General features: G+C 53.1%; 6 protein-coding genes and 1 pseudogene. 4 read left to right on the forward strand and 3 right to left on the reverse strand.

Going from position 1 to position 12,995, the window contains the following annotated elements; genetic code table 11:
- Nucleotides 1–51 precede the first annotated feature (51 nt).
- Both RMSM_RS25965 and RMSM_RS25970 read left to right on the forward strand, forming a co-directional pair.
- A complete protein-coding gene (locus RMSM_RS25965; protein ID WP_008703751.1) occupies nucleotides 52–4,467 on the forward strand; it encodes a chemotaxis protein CheB in 4,416 nt (1,471 codons plus the stop codon).
- Nucleotides 4,468–4,495: 28 nt separating this feature from the next.
- Nucleotides 4,496–5,194 (forward strand): hypothetical protein, encoded by a 699-nt coding sequence (locus RMSM_RS25970; RefSeq protein ID WP_236622306.1) that lies wholly within the window; start codon nucleotides 4,496–4,498, stop codon nucleotides 5,192–5,194.
- Between the two features lie 446 nt (nucleotides 5,195–5,640).
- Here the strand turns inward: RMSM_RS25970 and RMSM_RS25975 are convergent, their stop codons facing one another.
- The 3 genes and pseudogenes from RMSM_RS25975 to RMSM_RS25985 form a co-directional block, all read right to left on the reverse strand.
- Nucleotides 5,641–6,666 carry an NADP-dependent oxidoreductase gene (locus RMSM_RS25975; RefSeq protein WP_040769429.1) on the reverse strand — a complete coding sequence of 342 codons (1,026 nt, stop codon included), beginning with the start codon at nucleotides 6,664–6,666 and terminating at the stop codon, nucleotides 5,641–5,643.
- Nucleotides 6,667–6,753: 87 nt separating this feature from the next.
- Nucleotides 6,754–8,124: pseudogene (locus RMSM_RS25980) on the reverse strand (NAD-dependent succinate-semialdehyde dehydrogenase).
- A 220-nt stretch (nucleotides 8,125–8,344) separates the two neighbouring features.
- Nucleotides 8,345–9,352, reverse strand: a complete 1,008-nt coding sequence (locus RMSM_RS25985; protein ID WP_008703757.1) for a hypothetical protein — start codon at nucleotides 9,350–9,352, stop codon at nucleotides 8,345–8,347.
- 549 nt (nucleotides 9,353–9,901) lie between these two features.
- Between RMSM_RS25985 and RMSM_RS25990 the strand changes: the two genes are divergently transcribed.
- Together RMSM_RS25990 and RMSM_RS25995 are read left to right on the forward strand one after the other, a co-directional pair.
- Entirely contained in the window at nucleotides 9,902–11,017 is a 1,116-nt protein-coding gene (locus RMSM_RS25990) for a hypothetical protein (protein WP_144057969.1), read from the forward strand.
- A gap of 302 nt (nucleotides 11,018–11,319) precedes the next feature.
- Entirely contained in the window at nucleotides 11,320–12,912 is a 1,593-nt protein-coding gene (locus RMSM_RS25995) for a glycoside hydrolase family protein (RefSeq protein WP_008703766.1), read from the forward strand.
- Nucleotides 12,913–12,995 lie beyond the last annotated feature (83 nt).

Below are 12,995 nucleotides of genomic sequence, written 5' to 3' on the forward strand. Positions count from 1 at the left end.
TCTTGTTCGTCACCGCAGCCCGATTCCGAGCCAACAGAAAGCTTTTACATCGTGGGGATTGGTGCCTCGGCGGGCGGATTGGAAGCTTTGGAGGCATTCTTTCAGGAAATGCCTGCTAGCAGCGGGATGGCATTTGTTGTCATCCAGCATCTTTCGCCTGACTTCAAAAGCCACATGGGCGAGTTGATTTCACGCAAAACGGGCATCCCGGTATTGGAAGTCGAAGATGGCGTCCGAGTCAGTCCCAATGCGATCTATTTGCTGCCTGCGAAAATGGAGATGGAGATCACGGGGGGGCGACTGCGGCTGACCAAGCGAAATCCAGACCGCAGTTTTTCGCACCCGATCGACAAATTCTTTTGTTCGTTAGCTAAGGATCAGCAAGCAAATTCGATTGCCGTGGTGCTCTCAGGCACCGGTAGCGACGGTTCACGAGGAATTCGCGACATCCACGAAGCGGGCGGGTTGGTGGTCAGCCAGGACCAGGCATCCGCCAAATTTGATGGGATGCCGATCAGCGCCCAAGAGACCGGATTGGTTAATTTGGTTTTGCCGCCCAACGGGATGGCCAAGGCTTTGATGCGTTATGTCCAAGGCGACATCACACGCGACGACCTCAGCGAAGACCAGCATCCGAGCGAGTCGTTGGCGGGAATCGATCGTATTTTTCAGTTGCTCAACCAATCCTTTGGGATCGATTTTTCCCAGTACAAATCGTCCACCGTCGGACGCCGTTTACAACGACGCTTTGATATGCTGCGAATTCGCAGCTTCGAGGACTATGTCTCCTATATCGAAAACCATCCCAACGAACAAAGCGACCTCTATCGTGATCTGTTGGTCGGCGTGACCCAATTCTTTCGTGACCCCGATGCTTATGCGACGCTTGCCCAAAAGGTCATTCCGAAACTCTTTGATGCCAATTCGGAAACCAAAATGGTTCGTACCTGGGTCGCCGGATGTGCCTCGGGCGAAGAGGCGTATTCGATTGCAATTCTGTTGGACGAGGAACGCCGCAAGCGGGATGCGAAATACGACATCAAAATTTTTGCCACCGACGCTCATCCCTCTTCGATACAGACTGCCGCACGAGGCATTTATCCGGCGGATGCATTGGCGGACTTGTCGCACGATCGACTGACTCGTTATTTCCGTCGCGATCATGAGCGTTACCAAGTCACTCCGCAGCTGCGGCAGATGATCGTATTTGCCCCACACAACGTCATCAGCGACGCCCCGTTTACTCAAATGGACTTGGTGACTTGTCGCAATCTGTTGATTTACTTGCAGGCACCCGCGCAAGCCAAAGCACTGTCGTTATTCCATTTTGCATTAAAGTCCGGCGGTACTCTGTTTCTTGGCCCCAGCGAATCTCCGGGCGAATTGAGTGACGAATTCGATGTGCTTAATACCCATTGGCGAATTTATTGCAAACGTCGCGATTTACGGATGCCACCGGGCACCGAGCTTCCCTTGAATCCACGTAGTGAAAAGTTCTCATCCATCTCGCTCGTTCCAACAACACGTCAAAGCAATCGTGTCGATGCAAAACTGATTAGCATCTACGACGCGTTGCTGAACCAAAAGATGGGCTGCAGCATTCTGATCGAACCGAATGGCCAGATCCTGCATGTTTTCGGAGGCGCCGAGAAATATCTGCAATACGCATCGGGACGACCGAGCAGCCACATACTTGATGCCATTGTTCCTCGCGTCAAATCCTCGCTATCCGTGGCGTTACATCATACGGCCAAAAAACAAGGGATCGTGAAATTTAAAGTCGCCTCGCTGCAGTCTCAACCCGAGGCCGCTGAATTGGACATCGCTGTCGAACCCATTGGCAAGCAAAACGATGGGACTGGCACGTTTCTGATTTCGTTTACCGAACAGACATCCTCGCTGGCGACTTACTGGCATAACAATGTCGCCGAGCATGTTGCTTCGTCGACCCGCGATAGCGATGGCGACCGCGTCACGATTTTGGAGTCCGAGCTACAGCAATCCCAAGAAAACCTGCAAGCCACCGTCGAAGAGATGGAAACGTCCAACGAGGAACTGCAGGCAGCCAACGAAGAACTCGTCGCTTCGAACGAGGAATTGCAAAGCACCAACGAAGAACTGCATAGCGTCAACGAAGAACTTTATACCGTCAACGCCGAACACCAACGCCGCGTGGTCGAATTAGCCGAAGCCAATGCGGACATGGACAATTTGTTGGCAACCACTCGCGTCGGCGTCGTCTTTTTAGATCGTGATTTTTGCCTTCGCCGATACACGCCGCAAATCGCGGAAATCCTGCGGATTCAAGAACACGACATCGGCCGTTCGATCGAAGATTTCACACACCGATTGCGTTATGACAATCTGCTAGAAAGCCTGCAAAACGTACTGCAGTCCGAACAGGAATTCGAAACAAAAGTATTCGATTCGGGAGGCCACGCACTGCTGTTACGCGCGGTCCCTTATCTATCGGACGGCGAGATCAAGGGAGTCGTGTTGACGCTGATCGACATTGCATCGCTGAGTGCTGCCGAAGCACAGCTAGAACGATTTAAATTCATGACCGAAACGGCAAGTGACCTTGTCTTTTTGGCGGACCAAAAGGGGCGATTCCGGTACGTCAACCCCTCAATGTGTGAGACGCTGCGGTGGGATCGCGAGGAACTGGAAAACAAGAGTTTGATGGAAGTGCAGTGCGAACTCGCCGAAGAGAATTACCAAAAACTGTTTGCGGACGCCGCCAAAGAACAACTCAAACCGTTCCAATCCGATTGGAAACGTAGCGATGGTTCGCTGTTGCCGATGGAAATCAGTGTGGCGAGTCTACAGATTGATGACGATCGTTTCCTGTGCGCTAATGCGCGTGACATTACAGATCGGCGAGCCACGGAATTGGAGATGCGATTGCAACATCTTGCAATTGAGTCGACGCTCAATGGAATAGTCATCACGGACGCCACCGCCGAAGACAACCCGATCACTTACGCCAACCCTGGCTTTCTGAGCTTGACGGGCTACGAACGAGACGAAGTAACGGGGATCAACTGCCGGTTTTTGCAAGGTGACGATAGCGATTCAGAAACGTTGGCCAAGTTGCGAGAGGCGATCGCCGCAGGAGAATCCTGTCACGTGACGCTACGAAATTACCGCAAAGATGGCACGCCGTTCTGGAACGATCTGCAGATCACCCCAGTGTTTGACGAACGCGACCGGTTGGTGAATTTTGTCGGGGTTCAAAACGATATCACCGACCGCATGAAAGTTCAGGAAGCACTGCAATTGGCCAATCAAGAAGCCAAAGCGGCCAGTGAGGCGAAAAGCTCGTTCATGGCAAACATGAGCCATGAACTGCGAACACCGATGACCGCCATGCTCGGATTTGCCGACATGTTAAGCGAAGAATTAAGCGACGATCCCTTGCTCGAAAAAGTCTCGACGATCAAACGCAACGGCGAATACCTGCTGGCGTTACTGAACGACATTCTCGATTTGTCCAAAATCGAATCGGGCAAGATGGAAATCCACCCACAAACGCTAAGCGTTCGCAAACTGTTGGGCGAAGTCCAAGAATTGATGCAGGTCCGGGCCTCTGAGGAAGGTATCCCGTTGACGTTCGATTGGAATCCCGACAGCCCCTCAGAGATCACCGCCGACGCCATTCGCGTTCGCCAAGTGCTTGTTAATCTGATCAGCAATGCACTGAAGTTTACCGACGAAGGGAATGTGCGTGTCGCGATCGGAATGAATCAAGAAACGAATCCGCCCACGCTGGTGATCGCCGTCCACGACACAGGAATCGGCATTCACGAAAGCCATTTAACTGAATTGTTCACCCCGTTTAGCCATACCGGTGCCGCGCGGCGGCGGCGATACGGCGGGACCGGCTTGGGATTGAGCATCAGTAAACGATTGGCTGAAGAGATGGGAGGCGAAATCACAGTAAAGAGTGAACTCGGTGTCGGCAGTTGCTTTACGTTCACCTTGCCGCTGACGCCCGATCAAGTCCTCAATCGCCGAACGCTTGCGTCGGATGAAGAACCAGCACGTGAACCGATTGAAACGAAACGAGCTTTGTTTCCCAAGTTCAGTGCACGTGTGTTATTGGCAGATGACCGCCGCGACATATGGCGAATCGGTAAATATTTCTTAGAGAAGTGCGGCGCCGATGTCACGGTCGTCGAAGACGGTTTGCAAGCCGTCGAAGAAACGCAGCGGGCTCAGAAAGAACAACGTCCGTTTGACTTGATCTTGATGGACATGCAGATGCCGGTGATGACCGGACAGGAAGCTGTGGCAGAAATCCGTGAACTCGGATTCAAGACGCCGATCATCGCGTTAACCGCCGATGCAATGGAAGGCGAACGCGAAGCCTGTATCGCGATGGGATGCGACGACTACTTCCCCAAACCAATCGATGGTGTAAAGCTGATGAACTTGGTGGCGTTTTACCTCTCCGAAACTCGCTAAGCGGTTCCGGGCTCCTCATCCTATTCAAATGAAAACTTCCTTGCCTCAGCCCTCTCATTTCCGCCGGACCGGCGTCATTGTTGTGGTCCTTCTTGCAGTATTGGTTGCGTTGCTCCTTGGCTGGCAATTGCGGTCGATCGAGCATCTCGCAACGGGTCAACAGCAACGCAGTTTCGTCGTCGATTGCGATTTCGACAAGTTTCGCCAAATCATGGTTCGCAAGAACGCGACTGCTGCGATCGTCGAGCATACCGGAATGCGTTTGATTGGCGAACGGATCGAAGGCGTGGTCATGGATACGTCGCAAGATGACCGTCCGCTACTGAACGCCATTCGCGGCGTCACGAAAACCGAAGTCTCGGCGGTTAAGGAGTTGATGGTCCAACTCGAGAACCCGATGCTCGAAGCCAGCGAACTTGTGCTTACCCAGAACGCAGACATCCACCCCGATCACATTGACGTGACCACGGTTTCCAAAGGTCCCGCAGGTCGATTGAAACACTACCAAACCACGCTGGATGCCAAACCGGATCCCGAAGGCACCCGAGTCGCATTGACCGTCGCATTGGACGTGCTTGTCAACGTGCCAAGCCTATTTAAGTACCGCGCCGACGCGGGAGTCCAACAGGCGGCTGACGACGCAATCAACGGCCAAGCCGCAGCGATCGAAGCGTTTATTGGCAAACATGCGGGTGAAAGCTTCATTCTGCCCGAGCTGATGCGATGACGTGAGATGCGAATATGTGAGATGCGATGGCGTGAAAGGGGGATGTCCCCCAGCAGCGAAGCGGTGGATGCCGTCCGCTGAGTCAACGGCTTGCTGATTTAATCTAAATTTCAATCGCTACAGTGAGCCATGAGGCACCGGGTCGTGGGTTCTCCCCGGCCGCTGAGGAGAACGTCCGGCTTAGGGTGACTCTAACAACTCGCATTCGTTCTTTTTTAAGGCCGGAGGCCGGTACATTTCATGCCGGTGGTGTTAACCACCGGTTTGGAATGCAGCAAATCCAAGGCCGGAGGCCGACACATTTACACCGTCATTGTGTCGGCCTCCGGCCTTTGCAGCTCATTCGCTACATCCCGTGGCCTTACGGCCACGGCAGAGGATGTATCGGCCTCTGGCCTAAGCCGGACGTTCTCTGACGCGTCGCGGCTCAATAAATCAACAAGCCGCTAACCGATTCGTACCAGTGCCTTGCCGAGATTGCTGCCTGAGAACAATCCAATAAAGGCATCGGGAGCCTGTTTGAGTCCCTCGGTTACTGTTTCTTCCCACTCGATTTGACCTGACCGGATCCACGCCGACATGTCACGCAAAAATTCATCGTGATCGGCAAAGTGGTCGCGAACAATAAACCCTTGCATGCGAATTCGCTTGGCTATGACTTTGAACAAATTGCGAGGCGCCGCCGGAGGCTCGGTGGCGTTGTAGGTCGAGATCATGCCACACTCGACGCAGCATCCGAAATTGTTCATGTGATCGATTGCCGCTTCCAAATGTTCGCCCCCGACATTGTCAAAGTAGATGTCGATTCCGTCAGGTGCAAGGTCGCCCAACGCGGCCGACAGATCGTCTGTCTGTTTGTAGTGGATGACCTCGTCGACATTCGCCTTTTCACGCAGCCAAAGAATTTTCTCTTCCGAACCGGCACTGCCGATCACGCGACAGTGATACGCTTTGGCGATCTGACAGGCCACCGAGCCCACCGCGCCGGACGCAGCCGAAACGAACACGGTGTTGCCCGACTGCAAGTTGGCAATCCGTTTCAGCCCAACCCAGGCGGTAAATCCGGTCATCCCCAGCACTCCCAAATAGCTTTGAATCGGTGCGACGTTGGGGTCGACTTTGTTCACGTTTTCTCCGTCGGAGATCCAGTATTCACGCCATCCGCTGTTGCCCAGCACGTAGTCACCAACGGAAAAACATTCATGTTGAGATTCGACCACCTTGCCGACACATCCGCCTTCGAGCGGTTTTCCGATCTCAAACGGAGGAACGTAACTTTTGCCCTCTTTCATTCGCCCTCGCATGTAGGGATCGACGGACATCCATTCGTTTTTGACTAAAAACTCTCCATCGGCCAGCGGCGGTAACTGAACTTTGACGTGCTTAAAATTCTCGGCCGTCGGCACTCCCTCCGGGCGAGAGGCGAGCTGGATCTCGTGACTTTCCGTTTTCTTTGCGGTTTCCGTTGCCATCGTTTGTTCCTCTTTGATTAGATTGACTTTACTGCGCACGAAAACGCCGCGGCGATGCTTGCACCATACCGGGCGTCAGCATACGGCCTATTTTGTTCCCAGATGAATCAGTTTCTTGTTTACAAACTCGAGAATCCCCAAATGCGATAGTTCTCGGCCGTAACCCGAGTTCTTGATGCCTCCAAAAGGCAACTCGGCCTGCGAATTCGTCGGCTGATTGACGAACATCATGCCAGTCTCCACTCGTTCGGCCACGCGGCGGCCTCGATCGATGTCCTTCGTATAGACGCTGCCCCCAAGGCCATAGGACGAGTGATTGGCCAGCTCAATCGCTTCGTCTTCGTCCTTCACCACATAAACACTGGCCACAGGCCCAAACAGCTCTTGGTCGAACGTAGGCATGTCGGGAGTGATGCCTGTCAAAATCGTCGGATTAAAGAAGGCGCCTTCGCGGTCAGGCCGATCACCACCAAGCACCACCGTGGCTCCGGCGTCAATGGATGCTTGCACTTGTTCTTGCAGTTTGACTGCGGCCTGTTCCGTCTACAACGGCGACAATGTTGTCTCCTCGTCCATAGGGTCTCCCATCTTCATGTTACCCATTTTTTCTTTGAATGCCGACAAAAAGTCATCGGCAACGGCTTCCACCACGATGAAGCGTTTCGACGCCACGCACGATTGCCCGGCATTCACCATTCGGCCTTGCACCGCAAGCTCGACCGTCTCGTCAAGATCAGCTTCCTCGAGCACGATGAATGGATCGTTCCCGCCGAGTTCCAGCACGGAACGCTTCAAGTTCTTGCCAGCCAACGCTGCCACCGACGCTCCGGCTCTTTCGCTTCCGGTCAGCGAGATTCCTTGAACTCGCGAATCCGAGATGATCACCTCGACAAACTCGGACGGAATAAACAAATTGGTATAAACCCCGTCGGGCAACCCACATTCGGCAAACGCCTCGGCAATCGCTTCAGCACATTGCGGAACGTTGCTAGCGTGTTTCACCATCACGGTATTGCCGGCCATAATATTGGGAGTCGCGAAGCGAACGACTTGGTAGAAGGGAAAATTCCAAGGCATCACTCCCATCAAGACGCCTAGCGGCGCGTATTGGATGAATGCGTTGGCACCCTCAACTTGCATCGGTTCGTCAGCCAAAAAGGACTCGGCTCCATTGGCATAAAACTCAGCGATGTTCGCACAATATTCGATTTCGCCTTGGCTTTCGGAGATCCGCTTCCCCATATCGAGCGTGATCAGCCGCGAATATTCGTCGGCATGCTGGCGAAGATGATCTGCAAATTTCAGCATCATCGTCTTGCGCTGATCAAATGAGGTTTTCCGCCAACTGCGATACGCCGTGTCAGCCTTTTCGATCGCGTCGATCGTTTGATCTTTGGTGAGCGGCTTGAACGTCTTGAGTGTTTCACTTGTGGCGGGATTAACGCTGGTGATCGTCATCGAACGAATGTCCTGGGGATGGGGGAAGAAACGGACTGAATGAAACAGAAATCGGATTGAGCATTGGGGCGTCAGAGCGACGTAAGCGACGCCCCAAAACGAAAACGTGTCCAGTTCGCTAGCGATCCCTTTTGGTACGGGGAACGCCGCCAACTGAACACGTTTTTTCGTGTGCGATCGGCATACCGAAGCTGATCGCAAATCAACGAATCAGAGACAATTATTTGTTCTGCTTTTGAGTCCGATTCGAATCCGCGATCAAAATCACACGATCGCCGACTTTGACTGGAACGCCGGTAACCGTCACTTTGCTACCTTCTTTCAGATCTTTCGCAGCAGCGGGATCTCCCATGTCGACCGTCACCTTTTTTCCATCCTCGGTGTCCAATTTCACGACCAAATGCTCGTTGCCTTTCACATTGGCTTTACGGGTCGATTGAACGGTTCCGGTAAATCGGCGACCTGTTCGTTGAATCTCGCGTTGTTTTCCGTCTCGTTCGATCATGGTGGCTACCAAAACATCCTTGTTGCCTCGTTTGACAACCGGGCCATACGCAGTAAACGAATCACCTTGGAACAACTGCAGTGATCGTCCTCCGTCGCCAAAATCAACCCACATTGATTTGCCGCCGTCCGTCTTTGCATTGACCAACAGGCTCACCTCGCCGAATCGCTTGACCATCTTAGTTTCCTCGACGGTCCCCGACACCTTGTGTGCCTTACCGCTCAATCCCTTTTGCGTCGTCTGGGCAACATTGCTTCGATGCACTGCATTTTCGCCAGCGATCTGGCTAAAGTCGTAGGTGTCGTACATGCCATCGCCATCGTCGTCATTGTAGGTGGCATAGCTGTCGTGCAGATAGTCGCCATCGGTGTCGTGGTATCGCGACATGCTTTCGTAGTTACCATCGCCATCATTGTCTTGGTAGGTGGCGTAGCCGTCATCGTAGTCTTCGCCATAGAACTCTTCCGAAGAAACCATTTCGTCGTCGTTATCGCTGTCCGAACTGGTTTGCTTGTCGTAAAAGTCGAAACGTTCGTCGTCCCAACGGCCGATCGCTTCGTCGGTCGGGTTGTAGTCGTTGCCATCGAACCACTCGCTGACGTCGTACCACGCGTCATCTTCGTAGCGGGACCCCACATCGCTGGCTTCGCGATCGGTTTGAGCGGGGGCGGATGAGATCATCAGCATCGGCAGCAAACAGGCGGCTAGGTTGCGGATGGTCATAGTTTTAGCTCCAGTGAAAAAGGTAGTGTATGCACAGTGCATGAAGAGTCGTTGTCTGCCCCACTCGCGAAGCATGTCGCAAGATGAAGAAGGATTCGCGAAAAAGAAGGGTGGCAAATGACGTGCCGAAAAGACACTGTCATGCATGCAACTAAGATGCTCTCGGATCTAACCCTAGGTCTGTTCAATGACCGACCAGGGTGTTCAAAACGCCCTCCCTGTACTTTGAAATCACCGTAATCGCAGTCGTTGCCCGCGCCCTTTTCAGAGAAGTCGCTTTGCGACATCGGTCCGTCTTTACCTGCTGAACTTGGAAAGCGACGCCAGACGCTAGCGAACTGTTTACATCGCTGGCCGATTTCCTTTGTAAACACCGTCGCCGAATCATCATGGACGCGTTCTTCACCGCATAAAAACGCGATTTTCACACGATCAAACGACCAGTCGGCATGGACGTTGCGTTTTTATCTCGAGCATCCGAAATTCCAAGCGACCATCATGGTCACCATCATGGTCGCGACGAACAACACTTACACAGGAGACACATTGATGAGTAAGAAACGATTACTATTGGCGAGTCTAATCGCAGCGAGTTACTGCGGGATGCCGGTTGCCAATGCCGACGAACGTCCGTCTCGGTTCTACGAAGACGACGCTTGGTATGACGTCAGCGAATGGTTCGATGGCAACGACTACAACCCGACCGACGAAGCGATCGGCCGTTGGGACAACGAAACCTTCGAATACTCTGACAACCTTACCAGTTCAGACCAAGACAACGACGACATCAACGACACCGAACGGAACTATGGCGATTATGGTTACGCCAGTGACACGAACCGGTCGACCACGGCGTCTCAACAATCCAGCACATCGTCCGATGATAGTTGGTTCTACGACTACTACGACGATGGCTCGGGTCAACAGACAAACCAAGACGGGATGACCTGGTTTTCGCTGTACCAAGATACGAATGACGACGGAGTCTACGATAGCTACACCCGCTATCGTGACACCGACAACGACGGCGTCTATGACGCGTTTACTTTCTACAGTTTCGATTCCTCCGGCGATCAAGACCAGAAGGCCCAATCGGAAGCACAGAATAAACAGAAGGAACTGAGTGCCAAGAGTGAAGAGGTTTCAGGCACGATCGACCGAATCAAAACGGTGGATGTCCGAGGCCGCGATCATATTGTGGCGCACGTCAAAGGCAACGATGGCAAGGCGACCCCAGTCGACCTCGGTGTCAAACAAGACGACAATTCATTGTCCGAGGGCGATGAATTGACTGCTAGCGGACATCGCATGAAAGTGGGTGACAAGTCGATCTTGATCGCAACGAAGGCGAAGACCAAGTCGTCGGACTTGACGATCGACCGCAATGGTCGCAAATACAGCGGTCAGGTGGCCAGCACTCGCGAGGTCACGGTACAGGGCCAAAAACACCTACTGGCCAAAGTTAAAACCGACAATGGCAAATCAATGATGGTCGACCTCGGCCGCAAAGATCAATTGTCAAAAACGCCTAGCGAAGGCGATCAAGTGACCGTCCAGGGTGTGCCAGTGAAGGTACAGGACCGAATCGTTTTGATGGCCCGAACCTTGGGTGAAGGCGAAGATCGAAACGAAATTAAACGCGAGCAAGCGAAATCAGAAAGCTAATTCCGCTTAACCCGCCGAGGCGAATTCTCGCCCTTCCTGAGTGCCCTATCAATTTGATGGGGCACTTTTTTTTTGGGACTTGCGATGGGGTTTGCTTGCGATTGAGGAGGCAGTCAAATGACAATAGATAAAGACGGCATCGTTACGCTGAAGCGCGGACTCAGCTCGACGAGAGAAAACGCGACCCATGAAGACGTGACGAAAGAAAGCGATCGATTGAGATGGTGTTCGGATGTCGATTGCGTTAAAATTTTGCTATCAGATGTTTAGCACCGGTCCTTTTCTGTTTGAGCGAGTCGAATATGTTCTCCGAAACCGATGGCAGTAGGAAAACCATTGGCGACGTCGACATTCTGTATCACGATGGACTGTACCATCTGTTTCACTTGGTGCTTCCCAATCATGATTTCATCGCCCACGCCGTCAGCACGGACGCGATCAATTGGCGACGCGTCAGCAACGCATTGTTCATTGGTGACCCCGGCAGCTGGGACGATTTGATGCTATGGACGATGCATGTTTCGCCCGATCCCTATCGCTCGGGCCGCTGGCGGATGTTTTACACGGGTTTATCCCGACGCGATCAAGGTCGCTATCAACGTCTCGGAATGGCGGTCAGCGACGATCTGTATGATTGGCAAAAATCGCCGGTTCATTGGGAAGACCATCGAGGCCCCCGAGATCCCCTGCCAGTCAAAGAGGCGGTACAGAAAAGCCGCCGTGACGGGGCCAACTGTTTGCATGCGGAGTTCGATCCGAACAGCTGTCTGCCACTTGAACCCGACTCGCAATATTACGAATCCTCGCTAAGCGAAGGACGACACTGGGTTAGTTTTCGCGATCCGTTTTATTACCACGATGGTGAACAAGGCTGGCTTTTGGCGGCTGGGCGAGTCAAGGAGGGGCCGGTTGTCCGTCGCGGCTGTGTGGCGTTAATGAAAGAGGTCGCTCCGCATCAATTCGAAGCCCAACCGGCACTGCACCACCCACGACTTTACGACGATGTCGAAGTGCCAAATTTGATTTATTTTGACGACGACTATTATCTGATTGGCAGCATCCGCGAAGACGCCAAGATTCGTTATTGGCATACCAAAAAGATTGGCGAACCGTGGCAAAGCTATCATGACAACGTTCTATTGGCTCAAGGCAACTACGCCGGCCGGGTGTGCCGTGATGAACATGGATGGCTGCTCTGGAACTTCTATTCGATGAATCTGCTTGACCGAACGTCCGAAAACTTGATGCCGCCACCGAAGCGTTTGGTGCGTAGCAAATCTGGACTGCTGCGAGCGGTGACGTTTGAGGGGATCGATGCCTATCTTCGCGAGAGTGTCGATTGCCGCTGTATCCACAGTTTGATCGAAGATGTCGGACCACAAATCCAGGTCTGCCGGGTCGAAGGCGGTCATCTGGACCTGTCCTGCGAAAGTGGTTTCCAAGCGTTTGTCTTTGACGGCGACATCGACTGTTTCCGTTTTCACGCGAAATTGGAAATGCAGGGGCTCGGTAAATGCGGACTTGTCTTCCGTTTGGACCCCGAATCACGCGATGGATACTATTTGTCGCTCGACATTCTAAAAGGAGTCGCCCAGCTCCGAGCCTGGGGCACCGGCGCCGACGGAAGCGGTGAACATATGATGACATTCCGATCGCTACAATCGGGGTTTTGGTACTCAAAATCACGCAGCGAGGCGTCTGTTCAACTGCTCGCATTTGGCAGCTATCTAGAATTGACGGTCGATGGCCGAGTCGTACTGTCATTGGCCGACCAAACATTCGACAAGGGGCAACTGGGCATCTATCTGGAGGCTGCCGAAGTTCGAGTTTCTGATGTCAGACTCGACCGTCTCGCCTCTCCAAGCCAGACCGATGACCATCTTGCCAGCGGGTAACAATCTAGCTGAACACTCGCTTTACACGGCCGATCGACGATCGCTCAAGATGCAAGCAAAGTCGCGCGCACCTTGTGCACTTT

The organism is Rhodopirellula maiorica SM1, assembly GCF_000346295.1.
Classification (GTDB): domain Bacteria; phylum Planctomycetota; class Planctomycetia; order Pirellulales; family Pirellulaceae; genus Novipirellula; species Novipirellula maiorica.

Bases quoted from the DNA above. Each gene is read 5' to 3' on its own strand.
- RMSM_RS25970 (WP_236622306.1), top strand. From the start codon at position 4,496: ATGAAAACTTCCTTGCCTCAGCCCTCTCATTTCCGCCGGACCGGCGTC.
- RMSM_RS25975 (WP_040769429.1), bottom strand. From the start codon at position 6,666: ATGGCAACGGAAACCGCAAAGAAAACGGAAAGTCACGAGATCCAGCTC.
- RMSM_RS25985 (WP_008703757.1), bottom strand. From the start codon at position 9,352: ATGACCATCCGCAACCTAGCCGCCTGTTTGCTGCCGATGCTGATGATC.
- RMSM_RS25990 (WP_144057969.1), top strand. From the start codon at position 9,902: ATGAGTAAGAAACGATTACTATTGGCGAGTCTAATCGCAGCGAGTTAC.
- RMSM_RS25995 (WP_008703766.1), top strand. From the start codon at position 11,320: ATGTTCTCCGAAACCGATGGCAGTAGGAAAACCATTGGCGACGTCGAC.